This is a genomic window from Mycobacterium sp. (assembly GCF_032159775.1).
Classification (GTDB): domain Bacteria; phylum Actinomycetota; class Actinomycetes; order Mycobacteriales; family Mycobacteriaceae; genus Mycobacterium.
Genome location: NZ_JAVHWK010000035.1, coordinates 19,630 through 39,683 on the forward strand (window position 1 = coordinate 19,630; position 20,054 = coordinate 39,683).

A 20,054-nucleotide genomic window follows, 5' to 3' on the forward strand; every position below is an offset into this window, starting at 1 on the left:
AGGCTTCTGACCATGGACACTGCGCCCAACGTGTTCACCCCGGCCAAGCTCGGCCCGGTGACTCTGCGCAACCGCATCATCAAATCGGCGACCTTCGAGGGGGCAACCCCGGACGCGCTCGTCACCGATGACCTGATCACCTACCACCGGCTTCCCGCCGCAGGCGGCGTCGGCATGACGACGGTCGCCTACCTGGCCGTGTCGAAGGGCGGACGCACCGAAGGCAACGTGCTCTGGTGGCGCCCCGAGGCCATCCCCGGCCTGCGCAAGCTTACCGACGCGATCCACGCTGAAGGCGCCGCGATCAGTGCCCAGATCGGTCATGCCGGTCCGGTGGCCAATGCCCGCACCACGAAGGCGAAGGCCTACGCACCGGTGCGGTTCTTCAATCCGCTGTCGATGCGGTTCGCCAAGAAGGCAGGCCCCGACGACATTCGCGACATCATCGACGCGCATGCCGCCGCGGCGCGGTACGCGATCGATGCGGGTTTCGATGCCATCGAGATCCACCTGGGTCACAACTATTTCGCCAGCTCGTTCCTGAGCCCGCTGATCAACCGGCGCGACGACGAGTTCGGCGGCTCGTTGGCCAACCGCGCCAAGGTCGCGCGCGGCATGGTGATGGCGGTGCGCCGTGCCGTGGAGCAGGAGGGCACGCCGATCGCGGTGACGGCAAAGCTCACGATGACCGACGGGGTCCGCGGCGGCATCTCGATCGACGAGTCGCTTCAGACGGCCAAGTGGCTCGAGGAGGACGGCGGCCTCGACGCCCTCGAGCTCACGGCGGGCAGCTCGCTGGTCAACCCGATGTACCTGTTTCGCGGCGACGTCCCGATCAAGGAGTTCGCGGGCGCGTTCAAGCCACCGCTGAGGTGGGGCATCCGGATGACGGGCAAGAAGTTCCTCCGCGAGTACCCGTACCGGGAGGCGTTTCTGCTGCGCGATGCCAAGAAGTTCCGGGCCGAACTCACGATGCCGTTGATTCTGCTCGGCGGTATCACCAACCGCGAAACGATGGATCTCGCAATGGCTGAGGGTTTCGACTTCGTCGCGATGGGCCGGGCGCTGTTGGCCGAGCCTGACCTGCTCAACCGCATCCGAGACGACGGCGACGCCCATAGTGTGCGTTCGGCATGCACACACTGCAACAAGTGCATGGCCACCATTTACAGCCACACCCACTGCGTGGTGACCGGGTCGCCGGACCGACGCCCGACCTCCCTAACCCCGTCGTAGAACATTGGCTTACCTATAGAGTTGTCCGCGATGAGCCGACCAGCCCCGCCCGCGCTGACCGTTCGGAACGACGGGTCAGCCCGCACCTTCGCCGCTGGAAACGATGTCGTTATCGGGCGCGACCTTCGCGCCGATGTCCGCATCGCCCACCCACTGATCTCCCGCGCACACCTCGTGCTGCGGTTCGATCAGGGCCGGTGGATAGCCATCGACAACGGCAGCCTCAACGGGATGTACGTCAACGGACGCCGGGTGCCGACCGTCGACATCCAAGACGGCCAGAACATCAACATCGGCAACCCGGACGGTCCGCTGCTGACGTTCGAGGTGGGCAGGCAACAGTCCGCCGGTAGGCCGCCGACGACGTCGATTCCCGTCACGGGTCGGCCAAGCGGTGCCTGGCCCACCCAACAGCCGCCCGTCTCCCGGCCGCAGCCGTATTCCACCGGTCAACAGCCCTACCCGTCGACCCAGCAGCCGCGCTACCCGAGCGCTCCGCAGCCCAGCTACACCGGCTCCCAGTCACATCCGAGCCGTCCGCCGAGCGTCGCGTCTCAGCACGCGGCGCAGCCGCTGTCGCAACCCGCTCTGGAGTCGGTGACGGCGATCGGCCCGAGGGCCGCACCGCGCTCGAGCGAGGGCAACCTCGCGACGAGCATGCTGAAGATCCTGCGTCCAGGCCGTCCGGCGGAGTCCTCGGCGCCCGGCTCGGTCAAGATCGGCCGCAACACCGACAACGACATCGTCATCCCCGACGTGCTGGCGTCGCGCCACCACGCGACCCTAGTGCCGACCGGCACGGGCACCGAGATCCGTGACAACCGCAGCATCAACGGAACCTTCGTCAACGGTTCGCGCGTCGAGAGCGCCCTGCTCAACGAGGGCGACACGGTCACCATCGGCAACGTCGACCTGGTGTTCCGCGGCGGCACCCTGGTCCGCCGCACCGAGACCACCGCGGCCAGCGGCACCGGCGGCCTGGATGTGCACGGCGTCACGTGGACCATCGAGGGCAACAAGACGCTGCTGCACAACATCTCGCTGACTGCGCGGCCCGGCACGCTGACCGCCGTCATCGGCCCGTCGGGCGCAGGCAAGTCGACGTTCGCGCGGTTGGTGGCCGGCTACACCCATCCGACGGAAGGCACCGTCGCCTTCGAAGGCCACGACATCCACGCCGAGTACGCGTCGTTGCGGTCCCGGATCGGGATGGTGCCCCAGGACGACGTTGTGCACGGTCAGCTGACCGTCAACCAGGCCCTGATGTTCGCCGCCGAGCTGCGGCTGCCGCCGGACACCAACAAAGAAGACCGCGAACGGGTCGTCGCGCAGGTGCTCGAGGAACTCGAGATGACGCAGCACCGTGAGACCCGCGTGGACAAGCTCTCCGGTGGTCAGCGCAAGCGGGCATCCGTGGCGATGGAGCTGTTGACTGGTCCCTCGCTGCTGATCCTCGACGAGCCGACGTCGGGCCTCGACCCCGCGCTGGACCGCCAGGTGATGACGATGCTGCGCCAGCTCGCCGACGCCGGCCGCGTCGTGCTCGTGGTCACCCACTCGTTGTCCTATCTCGACGTCTGCGATCAGGTGCTGCTGTTGGCACCGGGTGGCAAGACCGCGTTCTGCGGGCCGCCCAGCCAGATCGGCGCGGCGATGGGCACGACGAACTGGGCCGACATCTTCAGCGGCGTCGCGCGTGACCCGGACGGGGCCTACCAGCGGTACGTCGCTGTCAACGGGCCTGCACCGCCGCAACCGCCCGCGCAGACACCTCTGGATTTGGGTAAACCGACGAAGACCAGCCTGCGAAAGCAGTTCTCGACGATCTCCCGGCGCCAGATCAGGCTGATCATCTCCGACCGCGGGTACTTCATCTTCCTGGCATTCCTGCCATTCATCATGGGGGTGCTGTCGCTCTCGGTGCCCGGCGACGTCGGCTTCGGCGTCCCCGTCCCCGCGATCCGGGGCGGTGAGGCACCCAACGAGCCGGGCCAGATCCTGGTGCTGCTCAACGTGGGCGCCATCTTCATGGGCACCGCGCTGACGATCCGCGCCCTCATCGGCGAGCGGGCCATCTTCCTGCGCGAGCAGGCCGTCGGATTGTCCACCACCGCATACCTTTTGGCCAAGGTCGTGGTCTTCGCCTGTTTCGCGGTACTGCAGTCGGCGATCGTCGTCGCCATCAACATCTACGGCAAGAAGTGGGGCCCCGGCGCCGTCACCAGCGGCGCGGTGATCCCGAACAGAACCCTCGAGCTGTTCGTCGACATGGCGGCCTGCTGCGTGGCCGCAGCGATGGTCGGTTTGGCCCTGTCGGCGCTGGCCAAGTCGAACGAGCAGATCATGCCGCTGCTGGTGATCGCGATCATGTCGCAGCTGGTTTTCCAGGGCGGCATGATCCCGGTGACCGGCCGGATCGGGCTGGACCAGTTGTCCTGGATCACGCCGGCGCGGTGGGGGTTCGCCAGCACCGCGTCGACGATCGATCTGTTGAGGCTCGTACCGGGCCCGCTGACGCCACAGGACTCGCATTGGAGACACACTCCCGGCGCATGGTGGTTCAACATGGCCATGCTCGGGTGTATCTGCCTCGGCTACCTGAGCTTCGTGCGGTTCAAGATCCGCCTCAAGGGTGGATAGCTTGCTGGCGTCCGTCGCTGGCTAACAAATAAGCAGGCGTTTGATCGCCGCGGATATTGCTGCACTGAGCACCGTCGGACGCACGCTAGGCTGGATTTACGGAGCCACAAATCACGTGCCTAACGCCGACGCCGCAGGCCATGAAGGGATGGACAGCAATGTCTGCAAGGAAACAGGGCGTTCGCCTGATCGCCGCGGCGGCTGCCGCGGGAGCGCTGCTGGGCGCGACCGCGACGACGGCATCGGCGTGGCCCATCCCGTTGACCTGGGAGGACAACAACTACCTCGGCGCGGTCCGCGGCGCATGGCCGGCAGACGATGACACGCTGCTGATGGCGGGTCGCGGGGCATGCCACCTGCTCTACATCGGCTCGGGAACCCAGGGCGCGATCGACGGGACCGCGGCGCAATACGGCGCGACCCCCGATCAGGCCGCCGTCGTCGTGAGGGCCGCGCGCGGCACGTACTGCACACAGGCTCCGGGGTAAAGAGCCCTCATCCGCCGTGCACGTCGAGACCGTGTGCGGCCGCGTAGGCCAGCGCCTGCTCGATGTCGATCCGCGCGCCCCGCACGGAAGCGGTGGTCCATAGCGTGGGGTCGACGCGCGCACCCCGCAGGTCGGCCTCCTCCAACCGGGCGTCCTGCGTACGGGCGCCGCGCAGATCCGCGCGACGTAGCACCGCCTTGCGCAGATCCGCCTTCACCAGGCTGGTCTCGCTCAGCCGGCAGTCCGAAAGGTCGACACCACGCAGGTCGCAGTCCCCGAGCACCGCCAGAGTGAAGTCCACCTCGACGAACGTCACCGGGCGCACCCGGCATTCGGTGAATATCGAGCCCAGCAGGCTACAGTGACGAAAGGTGCTGTGCCACAGTGTTGTGCGGCGAAATTTGCAGTTGCGGAAGGCCGACCCGACATGGTGCGACTCACCAAGATCCACGCCGCTGAAGTCGCATTCGGTGAACACCACACGTTCTGTTCGCAGCCGACTGAGGTCATCGTCGCGAAAATCGTGCTCGACGAATTCTCGCTCAGTCCAAACGGTTTCAGCTTCGGCCACGCGTTCAGCCGGGTACCGACGGCAGGACGTTCAGCGCGTACTCCGTCACGGCGATCAGTGCGGCCGTCGAGGAGTGCCGGTCGCGCGCGTCCACGGTGATGATCGGAATGTCGTCGGACAGCGCCAGCGCCTTACGCACCTCTTGCGGCGCGTGCCTAGGCGCATCGTCGAATTCGTTGATCGCAATGAGGAACGGCATGTGGCGGGCCTCGAAGAAGTCCACCGCAGCGAAGCTGTCCTCGAGGCGACGGCAGTCCACCAGGATGATCGCACCGATCGCTCCGCGGACCAAGTCGTCCCACATGAACCAGAACCGCCGCTGACCCGGGGTGCCGAACAGATACAGCACGAGGCTCTCATCGAGAGTTATCCGGCCGAAGTCCATCGCCACGGTCGTCGTCCGCTTCTCGGGTGTGAGCTCGATACCGTCAAGGCCCGCAGACGCGTTGGTGACGATGGCCTCGGTACGCAGGGGCATGATCTCGGAAACCGCGCCGACGAACGTCGTCTTGCCCACGCCGAAACCGCCGGAGATGACGATCTTCGTCGACGCCTTGTCGTGACCCTCAGAGTGCGCGTAAGCCACGGAGGGTCCTTCCTATCAGTTCACGCCGCTCGTCGACGCTCGACCGTTCGCTCAGGGTAGTGCGCACCCGGAGATGTCCTGCGGCCACAAGGTCTCCAATCAGCACACGGGCCACGCCGACCGGTAACGATAGCCGGGCAGCGATCTCCGCGACCGACGGGCTGCTCCCGCATATCGCGCAAATCTGTGCCCGCACATCGTTTCCCGGCCATCGCCCCGGCTTGTCGGTAACCAGGGCCTCGATCGGGGCCTCCAGCGGAAGGCTGACGCGCGAGTCCGTGCGCCCGGCCGTCAGCGTGTAGGGCCGTACCAAGTTTGGCTGGTCGTCTGGGGCGAAAGACTCGAGATGGTCCACGCATCGCTCACGAGTGTTGTGGTGCTCGTCGTGACGACTGGACGACGCTGCCCACCCGCTCTACCAGCATCGCCATCTCGTAGCCGATCTGGCCGATGTCACATCCGGTGGTGGCCAGCGTCGCCAGGTTCGAGCCGTCGCCGACCCGCATCAACAGCAGGTAGCCGTTCTCCATCTCGACGACGGACTGCAACACGTAGCCGCCGTTGAACAGTTGCGACGCCCCGGTCGACAGGCTCGCCAGGCCCGACGTCACGGCCGCGAGCTGGTCTGCGCGCTCGATCGGCATGTGCTCGCTGGCGGCCATCAGCAGACCGTCCGCAGACACCAGAACCGCGTGGGTCACTCCGGGTACGTCGCGGGCGAACTTCGAGACCAGCCAGTCGAGCGAATCGCGCTGCTTCGAACTTGGCGGATACGTCATTCGTTATCGGTTCCTCTTGTCTCCTGGGCATGCGAGCGCGCGGCGTGCACGCCGCCGAAGTGGCTGCTCATGCTCGCGCGAACAGCTTCCGGATCGCGCACCGGTATCGCATGCGCACCGGTACTGAATTCGGCCGCCGACTCTACCTCGTCGTCGTCATGGCTGCGGTGCGCTCCCCCGTTGGCGTGCACTCCGTTGGCGGCGTGACGCGCTTGCGGACCCGCCGCCGTACCCGGCACCAGTCGGGCGCCGGGATCGCGCATCGGCAGCCCGGAGTCGGTGTGCGCCTGTACCGGCGCTTCTTCGGCCGCTTCGGCCGCCGACCAACCGTGGTCCCACACCGACTCCCAGTTCAGGTCGCTGCTGTTCGCGAGGTCGCTCGGATCGACCAGCCACTCCGAGAGCATCCGCTGATAGATCGCATCGTCGGCGCCTGCCGTCGTCGAGGCGTCCTCCTCGGCGATCTGCGGTAAGACATCGTCGGGCTCGGCTTCGTGCTCATGTGCGCCGTTCGTCCCGTTGGTTCCGTTGGTTCCGTTGGTTCCGTTCGACAGCACTTGATCGCGGGAGGAGAAGAACGCGGACGTGTCGACGGGAGCCTGCCGCGGCTGTTCTGCGATCGCAGGCTCGTCCTCGTACCCGTCGTCGGACGCGACTTCCTGCTCGTCCTCGTCTTCGTATCCGTCGTCGTCGTAATCGTCCTCGTACTCAGCCACGGGCTCGGGCTCCGCCTGGGCTGGGGACCCTGAGATGCCGCTGGCACCCGGATTGCGTTGCGGCAGCAAAGTGACTGGCAGCTCGGAGTGCCCATTGAGCTGATCCACGCCGACCTCGTCGCCGTAGTCGACGTAGTCGACGTAGTCGTTGTAGTCGCTGTAGTCGATGTCGTCGCTGTCGGCCTCGCCGAGGGCCGTTGCGGTCGCCATGCCCGAATGCACATCGGTGGCGGTGCTGTGCGCAACGGTGTCGGGCTGGTCGCGCACGCCGGAGCGCTGAAGCAGCTCCGCGGGCACGTAAACCCCGGCGGTGGTGCCCGAGTTCGCTTCTCCCGCAATGGTGCTGCGCAATCGGACCACCAGCCCGTGCTCCTGTGCGAGCCTGCCGACCACGAACAGACCCATGTGCCGCGCAGTGTAGGGAGTCACCTCGCCACCGGACTGCAGCCGCGTGTTGGCCACTCGCAGATCGGATTCGGTCATGCCGAGCCCGATGTCGCTGACCTCGATGACCAGCCCGCCGTTTCCTGTGTGCACCGCCGACACCCGCACCTGCGATATCGGCGGCGAGTAGCTGAGCGCGTTGTCGAGCAGCTCGGCGAGCAGGTGAACCAGATCGCCTGCGACCGATCCGATGATCTCGCTGTCGGGCACCGTCGCGGTGACGACCCGCGCGTAATCCTCGACCTCGGATGCGGCGGCATTGATGAGGGCCGCCACGGGCACGGGGTCGGCCTGCTCGCGCGGCACCTTCGCGCCCGAGAGCACCAGCAGGTTGGCCCCGTTACGGCGCATCCTGGCTGCCAGGTGATCGAGCCGGAACAGGCTGTCCAGCCGATCCGGGTCCTCCTCGTTGCGCTCCAGCCGGTCGATGAGCGACAGCTGTTGGTCGACCAGCGTGCGACTGCGCCGCGACAGCGTCTCGAACATGTCGCTGACCTGCAACTGCAGCCGGCTCTGCTCGCCTGCCAGCAGGACGGCTTGCTCGTGCAGTTCGTCGACGGCGTGGGCGACCTGGCCGACCTCCTCGGTGGTGTGCACCGGGATCGGCACGACGGGTCCTGGCTCCTTGCCGGAGCGCACCAGGTCGATCTCACGAGCGAGGTCGTCATGCGCCACACGTAGGGCGCTGTCGCGCAGCGTGCGCAGCGGACGGATCAGCGACCGGGCCACGAGGGCGACCAGGAGCAGCGCGAGCAGGATCGCGGCGAGAACGATCGCCGAGTCACGGATGGCTTCGGCGCGAGCCGCCGCGGCCTGGTCGGCGACGGCGCCGGTTATCGAGGGCCCCGTCCTGTCGATCAACGTGGCCGCAACCTGATCGGTGATCTGCAGCGACGCCAGGAGCTCGGGATTGGCGACGATCGGCACGTTGGGATCGGAGATGAGGTCCGTGCGATGGATGTACTCGCGCTGTAGCTGCATGGCCTCCGGCGAGCCGACGCCCAGGACCTGGGCCATGCCCAACAGCGTCGACGGCTCGGTGCCTGCCACAGCGACCAGCCGTGAGCGCAGCTCGGGGTCGGGCAGTTCGGCCCCTCCGTTGACGATCAGTTGCTCCATCATCATCAACCCGCGGGCACCGACGGCGCGGCTAAGGCCCTGCGCCTCGGCCCGGATGCCTTGGTCGTCGACCCGGACCAATCCGGTGATGGCGTCCTCGGCGGTGAGCAAGATCGGCACGTAGGCGGTCACCCTGTCGATCAGAGGGACACTGTTGCCGATCTTGTTCACCTGAGCCTGCCCGCCCTCGAGCAGGCTGGCGACGCCCTTCTGGACGTCCGGTGGAACATCGGAAGTGTCCTTGAGCCGACGCGCCAGTTCGGCGCGGCTGGAGTCGAAGGCGGCGATCGCGGCCGCCACGTCGCCACCGGCGGCCGACGCCGACATCGCGCCGTTGAGCGCATTCATGTAGCTAACGACCGCGGGCACCATTTCGGCCTGATCGGCTGCGCGTTGCAGATCACGCGCATCGATCGCGTTGGAGTAGATGCGTAACCCGCCGAAAGCGCCGGCCAGAATCAGCGGCACCAAAACAATCGCAAACACCTTCCAGCGGACCGGCCAATTCTTCAGCGACCAGCGAGATGGTCGTTTCGGCCGTCCATGCGTCTGCGCATCGTCATCGGTGACCAGTCCGTCCACCAGCTCTTGCTGGGTGAACGTGGTCATTGCTGCACCACCGCGCTACCGGCTGTGACGAGGTCTTTTCCTACATGAGCGAGGTTCATAACGCTTCCTGCTGATTTTGCCCCTTTATGGGCTGGCGTTCATCGCCTGGCAATTGATCGAGTATGCCAGTAGCGCGCGGCCGTTTCCACAATTCTTACTGAACAGCCAAGGTTCGAGCGCATGCCATTTCGCCCTCAGTCGACGTCTGAGCAAATGTCGCTTAGCCAGCCTGCAATCTTCGCGAACGGATCACCCCGTGTCCTAAACCCTTTGTGGGAATGCTAACAAGTGCTTGCAAGAGCTAGCACTCCGGCGAAGTATCGACGGAGGAACAACAGCCATCGAAGAAGGAGGGCATCCAATGGCAGAGAACAACAGCGGCCCGATCGAAGCCGTGAGGGGCATCGTCTCCGGTGCTATCGGGTTCACCAAGCAGGTCATCGGTTTGATCCTGAGCCGCGACGATCTTCAGGAACAGGGCCGGGCACAGGTCGACAAGGCCTCGCATCAGCTCGAGGCGGCCCGTAAAGAGGCCGAGGCAGAGGCAGCTCGCACCAAGGCCAAGGCGCAGGAATCGCGCCAGAAGGCTGCTAGCAAGTCCTGACAACCGTACGAACGAAACGCCCCCAGTCCTCTTGGCCGGGGGCGTTTTCGGCTTCGCAGGAGGCTGCCCGCAGGGAAGATAGCGCGTTGTGTTCAAAGTGATGTTCTTCTCGCCGCGCATCGCGCCCAATACCGGTAACGCGATCCGCATGGTCGCGGCGACGGGCTGCGAGCTGCACCTCGTCGAGCCGCTGGGGTTCGAGCTGTCCGAGCCCAAGTTGCGGCGGGCGGGCCTCGACTACCACGACCTGGCGTCGGTCGCCGTGCACCCCGATCTCGCGACAGCGTGGGACACGATCGCACCGACTCAGGTGTACGCGTTCACGGCGCATGCGACCGCGTCGTTCTCGGAGGTCGCCTACCACCCCGGCGACGTCTTGATGTTCGGCCCCGAGCCCACCGGGCTGGATGAGGCCACGCTGGCCGACCCGCACATCACCTCGCGGGTACGCATCCCGATGCTTTCGGGCAGGCGATCGCTGAACCTGTCCAACGCCGCGGCCGTCGCCGTGTACGAGGCGTGGCGCCAGCACGGGTTCAACGGCGCGTGGGGGCACCTCCCGCTTGCGGGGGAGTGACTACCACCCGTTCCAATGCGCGAACTGCTCTGCGGGCAGGCGCTTGGCTTTTTTGAACTCGGTGCCCTTGGTGTAGGCGATCGGGAACAGGCCGCCCTGGCGGTACTGCTCGAACGGGATACCGAGCACCTCTGCGGCCAGCTTCTCGCCCTTGCCGACGAGGTGCAGCGTCGTCCACGCCGACCCGAGGCCGCGCGAGCGCAGCGCGAGCATGTAACTCCACACCGCGGGAAGCAGCGACCCCCAGAACCCGGCGCTACCGGCTACCGCATCGTCGGGACTGCCCTCGAGGCACGGGACCAACATCACCGGCACCTCGTGCAGGTGCTCGTTGAGGTACTTCGCGGAGCTCATCACGGCGCCGATCTGGTCGTCGCGGAGGTCACCGCGCGTCGGTCGCTCCCGGTCGAGGTAGGGCGTCGCGTTGTGCCGGTAGATGTCGGCGAGCGCCTTCTTCTTCTCAGGGTCGTCGACGAACACCCACTGCCAGCCCTGGGAGTTGGAACCCGTCGGTGCCTGCAGCGCCAGGTCGAGACACTCCATCAGCACCTCGCGCGGCACCGGCTTCTCCAGATCGAGCCGCTTGCGCACCGAGCGGGTGGTGGTGAGGACGTCATCGACGGACAAGTTGAGGTTCATATCTAGAAGACTAGCCAGACTACATTCGCTTCTATGGCAGCCGAATTCACACAAGAGGTGTCCAGCAGACTTCAGGCCGATCACTACGGGTGGCTGACGACGGTGGCCAAATCCGGTCAGCCGGTGCCGAAGCTGGTGTGGTTCTACTTCGACGGCACCGACATCGTCGTCTACTCGATGCCGAACGCCGCCAAGGTCAGACACATCGGTAACCACCCGCGGGTGAGCCTGAACCTCGACTCCGACGGCAACGGCGGGGGAATCATCGTGGTCGGCGGCGAGGCGACGGTCGACGCGACGGGTGCCGACCCGCGCGAGGACGGCCCGTACTGGGCGAAGTACGAGGCGGACGCCATACGGTTCGGTCTGGCCGACGCCATGGGTGACTACGACACCCGGCTGAAGATCAGCATCGACAAGGTGTGGACTACCCCGACCGAGGGCTGACATGCATACCGAAGCCGATTTCGAACGCCCGGTCCGGCGGTGGCAGGACATCCCGGGATGGTTCCAGTGGCGCAGCGCGCAGGAGGAGGCCGTCGCACACTTCGGCGACGGCAGCCGGTTCGCCGAAGTGGGCTGCTATCTGGGAAAGAGCCTCTGCTCGCTGGCCGAGGTGATTCGCGACAGCGGAAGCGACATCGCGCTGATCGGGGTCGACACCGCGCGGGGCAGCGGTCCTGAGGGCCGGCGGGACACCAATGCGCACGGACCGGCGGTGGAGTACGGCGGCGGGACGTTCGCGGGGCTGCTGCACCGCAACATAATCGCCTGCGGTGCAGCCGATCTGGTGCAGCTGCTCATCAGCGACTCGGTTGCCGCTGCGCAGCTGTTTCCCGACCAGTCGCTGGCGTGGGTGCACATCGACGCGCGACACGACTACGCGAGCGTCTCGGCCGACATCGCCGCGTGGGCCCCTAAAGTGCGCGCGGGCGGCTGGCTGTCCGGAGACGACTTCAACGCCGACTGGTGGCCGGGCGTCGTCGGTGCCGTGCGCGATGCCCTGCCCGACGCCGCAACCTGGTGGTCCACACAGTGGCGGTGGATCAAGAGCGCTACCTGAAGTCGCGGCTGCGGGAGGCGACCCGCATATCGAGCTTGCTGAGCCTGTCGGCGACGACGGTGACCGCCCCGGTGGCGTTCTGCACCTGGCCACGGATCACCATCGCCGACGCCGTCTGCGCCAGTTTGCGGTGCCGCTGCCAAACCCCTTGGGAACACAGGATGTTGACCATGCCGGTCTCGTCCTCGAGGTTGATGAACGTCACCCCCTGCGCCGTCGCGGGACGCTGCCGGTGTGTCACCGCCCCCGCCACCAGCACCCGGGTTCCATCGGGTATCGACAGCAGCCGGTCGGCCGTGATGACCCCCATCGCGTCGAGGTCCGCACGCAGGAACTGGGTGGGATAGCTGTCCGGCGAGACCCCGGTGGCCCAGACGTCGGAGGCCGCCAGTTCCAGGTCGGTCATTCCGGGCAGGGTCGGGATGTGTGACGACGCCCCGACGCCTGGCAGCCGGTCCGGTCGTTGGGTGGCAGCCGCCCCCGCGGCCCACAGCCCCTCACGACGGGTGATACCGAAGCAGGACAGCGCCCCTGCCGTCGCGAGCGCTTCGGTCTGCGGGACGGAGAGCTGCACCCGGCCGGTCAGATCCAGCAGAGAGGTGAACGGCCCGTTGGCTTTTCGCTCCTCGGCAATCTGTTCGGCCAGCTCGTCACCGATGTGGCGGACACTGCCGATACCCAGGCGCACCTCGGTGCCCACCTTTTCCAGCGTCGCGTGCGCAAGGCTGGCGTTGACATCCGGTCCGTGCACGGTGACCCCGTGCCTGCGTGCGTCGGCCACCAATGTCTGCGGTGAATAGAAGCCCATCGGCTGCGCCCGCAGCAGCGCGGCGCAGAACGCGGCTGGGTGGTGCAGCTTGAACCAGGACGAGTAGAACACCAATGAGGCAAAAGACAGCGAATGACTTTCCGGAAAGCCGAAGTTCGCGAACGCCTCCAGCTTCTCATAGATCCGGTCGGCCACGTCGCCGGTGATGCCGTGCCGTTCGCGCATGCCGTCGTAGAACCGGCCGCGCAGCCTGCGCATCCGCTCGGTCGACCGCTTGGAACCCATGGCGCGACGCAACTGGTCGGCCTCGGCGCCGGTGAAACCGGCGCAGTCCACCGCGAGTTGCATGAGCTGCTCCTGAAACAGCGGTACACCCAGAGTTTTTCGCAGCGCCGCCTCCATCGACGGATGGTCGTAGGTGACGGGCTCCTCGCCGTTACGGCGCTTGATGAACGGGTGCACCGATCCGCCCTGGATCGGTCCCGGCCGGATCAGCGCCACCTCGACAACGAGGTCGTAGAACACCCGCGGCTTCAGCCGCGGAAGCGTGGCCATCTGCGCGCGTGACTCCACCTGGAACACGCCGACGGAATCGGCGCGCTGCAGCATCTCGTACACCGCCTGCTCGGAGAGATCGAGCTTGGCCAGGTCGACGTCGATGCCCTTGTGCTCGGCCACCAGGTCGATGCAGTAGTGCAGGGCAGAGAGCATGCCAAGGCCCAGAAGGTCGAACTTCACCAAACCGATTGCCGCGCAGTCGTCCTTGTCCCACTGCAGGACACTGCGATTCTCCATCCGCGCCCACTCCACCGGGCACACGTCGGCGATCGGCCGATCGCAGATCACCATGCCGCCGGAGTGGATGCCCATGTGCCGCGGCAGGTTGGAGATCTGCACGGCAAGGTCGATGACCGGTTCGGGTACGTCTTCGACATGAGTCGATTCGGTGAGGTTGCCCCACTGGCCGATCTGCTTGCTCCAGGCATCCTGCTGACCCTGCGAGAACCCCAGAGCGCGGGCCATGTCGCGTACTGCGCTGCGACCGCGATAGGTGATGACGTTGGCGACCTGGGCGGCGTAGTCGCGGCCGTAGCGGTTGTAGACATACTGAATGGCCTTCTCCCGCAGGTCCGATTCGATGTCGATGTCGATATCGGGCGGCCCGTCTCTTGCCGGGGACAGGAACCGCTCGAACAGCAACTCGTTGGCGACCGGGTCGACGTTGGTCACGCCGAGGGCGTAACAGACCGCCGAATTGGCCGCCGATCCCCTGCCCTGGGCGAGGATGCCGTTCTCCCTGCAGAACCGGGTGATGTCGTGCACCACCAGGAAATAGCCCGGAAAGTCCAGCTGGGCAATGGTTCTCAGCTCGTGTTCGATCTGTTCGTATGCCCGGTGCGCCCGCTCGGGCGGTCCGTACCGGTTCCTGGCGCCCGTCATGACCAGGTGCCGCAGCCAACTGTCCTCGGTGTGCCCGTCGGGTACATCGAACGGCGGCAACCGCGGGGCGATCAGCGCCAGCTCGAAGGCACACTGTTCGCCGAGGTCGGCTGCGGCGGTGACGGACTCGGGGAATCGTGCAAACACCCGCGCCATCTCCTCCCCCGAGCGCAGGTGTGAACCACCGAGGGGAGCAAGGTAGCCCGCCGCTTCGTCGATCGAGTTGCGGGCCCGTATCGCTCCCATGGCCATCGCCAACCGCGCTCGCGACGGCTCGGCGAAATGGGCGGCGGTGGTGGCGACTACTCCGACACCGGAGCCGCCCCTGCGGCGACAATCGAGACCGAACCGGGGTGCCAACTCAGCGAGTGCGACGTTTCGCTCATCGTCGAGGGGATGCCCGTGGTTGGTGAGCTCGATGCTGACCCGGTCGCTGCCGAACCGGTCCACCAGATCGGCGAGCGCCTTCTCCGCGGCTGCCGGGCCACCGTTGGAAAGTGCTTGACGGACATGGCCTTTGCGGCAACCGGTCAGAATCTGCCAGTGTCCACCTGCGGCCTCTGTCAGTGCGTCGTAGTCGTAGCGCAGGACACCTTTTTCGCCGCCTGCAAGGTGCGCCGACGCCAACTGGCGCGACAGCCGTCGATACCCTTCGGGACCTCGGGCAAGCACCAGCAGGTGCGGCCCGCGGGGGTCGGGCTCCTCGGTGCGATCGCCGCCACCGAGGGACAGTTCGGCACCGAACACCGTCTGCACGTCGAGTTCCTTGGCGGCTTCGGCAAACCGCACCACCCCGTAGAGCCCGTTGTGATCGGTCAGGGCGATGGCACGCAGATCGAGCCGGGCGGCCTCCTCGACGAGTTCCTCCGGCGTGCTGGCGCCGTCGAGGAAGCTGTACGCCGAATGCGCGTGCAACTCGGCATACGGGACCGCCGATGTTGGCCGCTGCACATCGAGTGGCTGATAGCTGCCGCGCTTGCGGGACCAAGCCGGGCTGTCGCCACCGTCACCGATCTGCTGGTCGATGGGCCAGCCGGCACGGCGCGGTTTGCTCGTGAGCACCCGCTCCATCTCGGTCCAACTCGGTGGCCCGTTATGCCAGCCCATCGCACCATCCTATCGAACGTTTGTTCGATAGGACAAATTCTGGATCTACCGTCAGCTGCCAGCGGCTACGGCAGCGCGTCGTCGTCGAGCTGGTCTCGCGGCACCACCATCATCGGTACGTCGAGCACCCGAAGCATCTTCGCCGCCGTCGACCCGAGGAACAGCCGCTTGGGCGCGCTGAGCCTGCTCGACCCGACCATGATCAGGTCACCGTCGCGCCAGTCGAGCTTGCTGACCGCGTCCTCGACCGTCGGCCCGTCGACGATCGTCGACGTCACCGGAATGCTCTCGGGCAAGGCGTCTTTCGCGGTCTCCAGCGTGTGCCGGGCATGTTCGAGCGCGCGCTCGCGGACGGCCTCCGGATCACCGCGAAGTTGACCGTACGTCGGGTCAAGAGGGACGAGCGATGCGAGGCGTAGCGGCGTCCCGGCCGCCTTGCTGAACCGAACCGCCGTGCGCAACAACAGATCCGCGCCCTCACGCTCACCGATCGCGCAGGTCACCTCGCGAACCCGCTCGACGTCGGAATGGCGGGTGCCCCGCGGCGCCACAGCTACCGGGACCGGCGACGAGTGCAGCAATTCGTTGACCACTGAGCCCAGCGAAAGGGGTCCCGCCAACCCGCCGCCGGAGCCGCCCACCACGACCGCGTCCCCCTCGAGCCGTGCGACTTCCTTGAGGAGACCGTCGGCGAACGAATCGGCGAAACTCACATGACTGCGCGCGACGACGTCGTCCGGCACCGCCGCATCGCTGAGCCACTCCTTGGCCTGCTCGGCGAGCAGGTCGTTGAAGTCACCGATCGACAGGCGCGCCGTTGCCGCCCGGTCGGGCTGCAGAACGATGCACAGCTCCAACTCCGCGCCCAGCGTCCGGGCCAGCCTGACAGCAAGCGCAACAGCGTCTGCGCCACCGGGAGTGGCCAGGTATCCGACGACCAGCCTCATGGTGGACATCCTGTACCACCGAGGACTGCTCAGTCCGTGTATTCGACGACGCCGTCCTCGAGCACCAGCCGCGCGTTCGAACCGTCCGGGTTTGCCGCCTCCGTGCGGAACACCGCGTGGCCCGGCTCTGTGCGCCAGATGGCGGTGGTGAGCGTCTCGCCGGGGAAGACCGGCGAGGTGAAGCGCGACGCGAGCGCGGTGACCTTCGTCGCGTCGCCGCCGCCCAGCTCGCCGACGAGCGCGCGACCAGCGACCCCGTAGGTGCACAGCCCGTGCAGGATCGGCTTGGGGAAGCCGGCCAGCTCACGTGCGAACCAGGGATCGCTGTGCAGCGGATTGCGGTCGCCGGACAGCCGGTAGATCAGTGCCTGGTCTTCGCGGGTCGGCAGCGCGATCTGTGAGTCAGGCTCGCGGTCGGGGATCTCGGGCGCCGCAGGGCGCTGCCCGGGCTGCCCGCCGAAGCCGCCCTCACCGCGGATGACCGCGGTCGCCATCGTCTCGGCGACGACCTTCCCCGTATCGGGGTTGGTGCCCGTCGCCTTGAGCATGACCACGGCGTTGCGCCCCTCCCCCTTGTCCTGGATGTCGGCGACCTCGCCGACCACGCTCAGCTTTCCCGCGCTCGGCAGCGGCTCGAACAGCCGGATCTGCTGGGATCCATGAAGCAGCATCGCGAAATTGAAGGAGCCGATCTTGCCCGCCGCCGCGAAGCCGGTGCAGGCGATGACGGCATACGTCGGCAGCACCTGCTGCGGGATGTCGTGGCTGTTCTCCGTGGTGAACGCGAGGTCATCGGTGCCCGCACCGACGCCGAGCGCGTACAGCAGGGTGTCTCGGTCGGTCCATTCGAAGATCTGCGGGTCGGTTGTGGCACCTATCGCGTTCGGGTCGATCGGCATTGATGCTCCCTTCGGTTTGCCAGGAGACGATATCGGGATCGGTTGCGCGGGGATTGAGCGGCCGCTTTTTGGGTTATGGATGCTGAGTGGCCGACCCATCGACCGCTCATCTACCGAACGGATCCGCGCTGAGCTCCAAGCAGCAGCACGATCCGGTGCAATGGATGCGCTTCTACGCAGAACAGCAGAGCGACGACGATCCGTCCGGTTTTCTGGCGATGACGTCGCTGCTTCGTCTGCACCACCTGATGACGACCGCGGTCGAACATGCCCTGCGCTCAGAGTTCAACCTCGCCCTGACCGACTTCCAGATCCTGAAAGCTCTGCAGCTCAGTGATGCAGGCACCTGGCTGCTCAGCCGGATGGCGTGGCACCTGATGGTGCATGCCACCACGGTGACGCTGGCCGTCGATCGGCTCGAAGCAAGACAACTGGTCAAGCGGCACTCGCACCCCCACGACCGGCGGGCAACGCTGGTGTCGATCACCGCTGACGGTCGCGAGCTCGCCGACGGCGCCACCGACAAGCTGGCACGGATCGATTTTGGCCTCCCCGGCCTCACCCGTTCGCAGGCGCGCTCGTTGACCGCGACGATCGGGCGGCTTCGCGCCAGCGCGGGCGACTTCGACCGCTCGTACGGGTCCGCCGCCCGTGACCTGGGCTGATCGACCGCATCACATTGCGTTGACGTTCGCCGGCCAACGGACGACCATGACCGCATGCGCTATGTCGTTACCGGCGGTACCGGGTTTATTGGTCGCCGAGTCGTCTCGCGAATTCTGGACCGGTCCGCCGATGCGGAGGTCTGGATCCTTGTCCGTCGGGAGTCGTTAACCAGGTTCGAGCGGCTCGCAGGCCGAGGCCAACATCCGTGGGGCGATCGAGCCAAGGCGCTGGTCGGCGACCTGACCGCGGAGGATCTCGGGCTGTCCGAGGAGACCATCGGTGAGCTCGGCTCCGTCGACCATGTGGTGCACTGCGCTGCCATCTACGACGTCACCATCGCCGAAGACGCGCAGCGCGCCGCGAACGTCGACGGCACGCGGGCGGTGATCGCGCTCGCGCGTCGGCTGGACGCGACGTTGCACCACGTGTCGTCGATCGCGGTCGCCGGGACCTATCGCGGCGAGTACACCGAAGAGGACTTCGACGTCGCGCAGGATCTGCCGACGCCGTACCACCAGACGAAGTTCGAGGCCGAATCGCTGGTGCGCTCGGAGCGTGGCCTGCGCTACCGCATCTATCGGCCCGCGGTGGTCGTCGGTGACTCCCGCACCGGCGAAATGGACAAGGTCGACGGGCCGTACTACTTCTTCCCCATTCTGGCGAAAGCCGCAAGGCTGCCGTCGTTGCTTCCCGTGCTCTTGCCCGACACCGGACGCTCCAACATCGTTCCGGTCGACTATGTCGTCGACGCCATCAGCGAGTTGATCCATGCGCCCGACCGCGACGGCCAGACGTTCCATCTCACCGCGCCCGAGTCCATCGGCCTGCGCGGCATCTATCGCGGCATATCGAAAGCGGCGGGGCTACCGCGGTTGCGCGGTTCACTGCCACGGGGGGCTGCCACACCGTTCCTTCGAGCGACCGGTCGCGCCAAGGTGTTGCGCAACATGGCGGTGACGCAGCTGGGGATTCCCGCCGAGATCCTGGACGTCGTCGACCTGATGCCGACCTTCACCGCCGACAACACCTCAGACGCATTGCGGGACACCGGAATAACAGTCCCGGACTTTGCATCGTATGCGCCGCGGCTGTGGCGGTACTGGGCCGAACACCTCGATCCCGACCGGGCAAGGCGCGACGACCCGGCAGGCCCACTGGTCGGAAAGCACGTCGTCATCACCGGAGCGTCCAGTGGAATCGGCCGCGCGTCGGCGATCGCGGTGGCCGAACGCGGTGCGACGGTTTTCGCGCTGGCCCGCAACGCCGAAGCGCTCGACGACCTGATCGCCGAGATCCGCGCCGCAGGCGGCGAGGCGCACGCGTTCACGTGCGATGTCACCGACGGAACGTCGGTGGAGCACACGGTGAAGGACATTCTCGGCCGGTTCGACCACGTCGACTACCTCGTCAACAATGCGGGCCGCTCCATCCGTAGGTCGATCTCGGTCTCGACCGATCGGCTGCACGACTACGAACGCGTGATGGCGGTCAATTACTTCGGCTCGGTTCGCATGGTGCTGGCGCTGCTGCCGCATTGGCGCGAACGCCGCTTCGGTCACGTGGTGAACGTGTCCAGCGCCGGGGTGCAGGCCAGCAGCCCGAAATACAGCGCCTACATCCCCAGCAAGGCCGCGCTCGACGCATTCGCCGAGGTGGTGGGTACCGAGACACTGTCCGACCACATCACGTTCACAACCATCCACATGCCGCTGGTGAAGACGCCGATGATCGCACCGTCACGCAGGCTCAACCCGGTCCCGCCGATCAGCGTCGAACACGCGGCGGCGATGGTGGTGCGAGGCCTGATCGACAAGCCCGCACGGATCGACACCCCGATGGGCACGCTTGCCGACATCGGCACGTACTTCACCCCGAAGCTGTCCCGCCGGGTGCTGCACCAGCTGTACCTGGGCTACCCGGATTCAGCGGCCGCCCGCGGGCTGGACGAAGTGCCGAGATCACCTGTTCCGTCGCGGCGGCCGAAGCGGCCGGTCCGTGCGGCGAGGGTTCGGATGCCCCGCCCCGTGAAGCGCGCGGTTCGGCTGGTGCCCGGCGTGCACTGGTAACCGACGACCCGACGTATGGTTGACGCCGTGCCGCAGCCCGTCTTCGCAGATGTCGACACGGGCGTCGACGACGCGATGGCGCTGGCCTA

General features: G+C 66.7%; 18 protein-coding genes. 9 read left to right on the forward strand and 9 right to left on the reverse strand.

Annotation, left to right across the window (positions count from 1 at the left end; genetic code table 11):
* Nucleotides 1–12 precede the first annotated feature (12 nt).
* The 3 genes from QOJ24_RS03910 to QOJ24_RS03920 all read left to right on the forward strand — a co-directional run bounded on the left by QOJ24_RS03910 (nt 13) and on the right by QOJ24_RS03920 (nt 4,364).
* Nucleotides 13–1,236, forward strand: a complete 1,224-nt coding sequence (locus QOJ24_RS03910) for an NADH:flavin oxidoreductase (protein ID WP_526259300.1) — start codon at nt 13–15, stop codon at nt 1,234–1,236.
* A gap of 30 nt (nt 1,237–1,266) precedes the next feature.
* Complete coding sequence (locus QOJ24_RS03915) at nt 1,267–3,876, forward strand: FHA domain-containing protein (RefSeq protein WP_526259302.1); 2,610 nt, start codon at nt 1,267–1,269, stop codon at nt 3,874–3,876.
* 158 nt (nt 3,877–4,034) lie between these two features.
* Nucleotides 4,035–4,364 (forward strand): DUF732 domain-containing protein, encoded by a 330-nt coding sequence (locus tag QOJ24_RS03920; RefSeq protein ID WP_526259304.1) that lies wholly within the window; start codon nt 4,035–4,037, stop codon nt 4,362–4,364.
* 7 nt (nt 4,365–4,371) lie between these two features.
* Here QOJ24_RS03920 and QOJ24_RS03925 read toward each other — a convergent pair whose 3' ends face one another.
* Genes QOJ24_RS03925 through QOJ24_RS03945 form a run of 5 tightly spaced genes read right to left on the reverse strand, consistent with a single transcriptional unit; the run spans nt 4,372 to nt 9,188 of the window.
* Nucleotides 4,372–4,935, reverse strand: a complete 564-nt coding sequence (locus tag QOJ24_RS03925; RefSeq protein WP_526259306.1) for a pentapeptide repeat-containing protein — start codon at nt 4,933–4,935, stop codon at nt 4,372–4,374.
* 4 nt (nt 4,936–4,939) lie between these two features.
* Nucleotides 4,940–5,521 carry a GTP-binding protein gene (locus QOJ24_RS03930; protein ID WP_526259308.1) on the reverse strand — a complete coding sequence of 194 codons (582 nt, stop codon included), beginning with the start codon at nt 5,519–5,521 and terminating at the stop codon, nt 4,940–4,942.
* Nucleotides 5,502–5,876 (reverse strand): DUF742 domain-containing protein, encoded by a 375-nt coding sequence (locus QOJ24_RS03935; protein ID WP_526259310.1) that lies wholly within the window; start codon nt 5,874–5,876, stop codon nt 5,502–5,504. Before QOJ24_RS03935 ends, QOJ24_RS03930 begins: the two co-directional genes overlap by 20 nt.
* 7 nt (nt 5,877–5,883) lie before the next feature.
* Nucleotides 5,884–6,300: a roadblock/LC7 domain-containing protein gene (locus QOJ24_RS03940; RefSeq protein WP_526259312.1), complete on the reverse strand. Its 417-nt coding sequence runs from the start codon at nt 6,298–6,300 to the stop codon at nt 5,884–5,886.
* Nucleotides 6,297–9,188 carry a HAMP domain-containing sensor histidine kinase gene (locus QOJ24_RS03945; RefSeq protein ID WP_526259314.1) on the reverse strand — a complete coding sequence of 964 codons (2,892 nt, stop codon included), beginning with the start codon at nt 9,186–9,188 and terminating at the stop codon, nt 6,297–6,299. The genes QOJ24_RS03940 and QOJ24_RS03945 overlap by 4 nt, the downstream gene beginning before the upstream one ends.
* A gap of 361 nt (nt 9,189–9,549) precedes the next feature.
* On the opposite strand from QOJ24_RS03945, the gene mbp1 reads away from it, so the two are divergent.
* Both mbp1 and QOJ24_RS03955 read left to right on the forward strand, forming a co-directional pair.
* The gene (gene mbp1 / locus QOJ24_RS03950) at nt 9,550–9,792 is read left to right on the forward strand and encodes a microaggregate-binding protein 1 (RefSeq protein ID WP_526259316.1); all 243 of its coding nucleotides are present in this window, start codon (nt 9,550–9,552) and stop codon (nt 9,790–9,792) included.
* 100 nt (nt 9,793–9,892) lie between these two features.
* Entirely contained in the window at nt 9,893–10,369 is a 477-nt protein-coding gene (locus tag QOJ24_RS03955; protein ID WP_526259335.1) for a tRNA (cytidine(34)-2'-O)-methyltransferase, read from the forward strand.
* On the opposite strand, the gene QOJ24_RS03960 is transcribed toward QOJ24_RS03955, so the two are convergent.
* Nucleotides 10,370–11,008 (reverse strand): nitroreductase family protein, encoded by a 639-nt coding sequence (locus QOJ24_RS03960; RefSeq protein WP_526259318.1) that lies wholly within the window; start codon nt 11,006–11,008, stop codon nt 10,370–10,372.
* Between the two features lie 33 nt (nt 11,009–11,041).
* On the opposite strand from QOJ24_RS03960, the gene QOJ24_RS03965 reads away from it, so the two are divergent.
* A complete protein-coding gene (locus QOJ24_RS03965; RefSeq protein ID WP_526259320.1) occupies nt 11,042–11,455 on the forward strand; it encodes a TIGR03667 family PPOX class F420-dependent oxidoreductase in 414 nt (137 codons plus the stop codon).
* 1 nt (nt 11,456) lies between these two features.
* Nucleotides 11,457–12,071 (forward strand): class I SAM-dependent methyltransferase, encoded by a 615-nt coding sequence (locus QOJ24_RS03970; protein WP_526259322.1) that lies wholly within the window; start codon nt 11,457–11,459, stop codon nt 12,069–12,071.
* Here the strand turns inward: QOJ24_RS03970 and QOJ24_RS03975 are convergent.
* The 3 genes from QOJ24_RS03975 to QOJ24_RS03985 all read right to left on the reverse strand — a co-directional run bounded on the left by QOJ24_RS03975 (nt 12,064) and on the right by QOJ24_RS03985 (nt 17,233).
* Complete coding sequence (locus tag QOJ24_RS03975) at nt 12,064–15,387, reverse strand: DNA polymerase III subunit alpha (RefSeq protein WP_526259324.1); 3,324 nt, start codon at nt 15,385–15,387, stop codon at nt 12,064–12,066. The genes QOJ24_RS03970 and QOJ24_RS03975 overlap by 8 nt on opposite strands.
* Nucleotides 15,388–15,452: 65 nt before the next feature.
* Nucleotides 15,453–16,334, reverse strand: coding sequence for a universal stress protein (locus QOJ24_RS03980; RefSeq protein WP_526259326.1), 882 nt, complete (start codon nt 16,332–16,334; stop codon nt 15,453–15,455).
* Nucleotides 16,335–16,363: 29 nt separating this feature from the next.
* The gene (locus tag QOJ24_RS03985) at nt 16,364–17,233 is read right to left on the reverse strand and encodes a MaoC/PaaZ C-terminal domain-containing protein (RefSeq protein ID WP_526259328.1); all 870 of its coding nucleotides are present in this window, start codon (nt 17,231–17,233) and stop codon (nt 16,364–16,366) included.
* Between the two features lie 86 nt (nt 17,234–17,319).
* Between QOJ24_RS03985 and QOJ24_RS03990 the strand changes: the two genes are divergently transcribed.
* Both QOJ24_RS03990 and QOJ24_RS03995 read left to right on the forward strand, forming a co-directional pair.
* Nucleotides 17,320–17,898 carry a MarR family winged helix-turn-helix transcriptional regulator gene (locus tag QOJ24_RS03990; RefSeq protein ID WP_526259330.1) on the forward strand — a complete coding sequence of 193 codons (579 nt, stop codon included), beginning with the start codon at nt 17,320–17,322 and terminating at the stop codon, nt 17,896–17,898.
* A gap of 54 nt (nt 17,899–17,952) precedes the next feature.
* Nucleotides 17,953–19,965, forward strand: a complete 2,013-nt coding sequence (locus QOJ24_RS03995; protein ID WP_526259331.1) for an SDR family oxidoreductase — start codon at nt 17,953–17,955, stop codon at nt 19,963–19,965.
* Nucleotides 19,966–20,054: the final 89 nt, after the last annotated feature.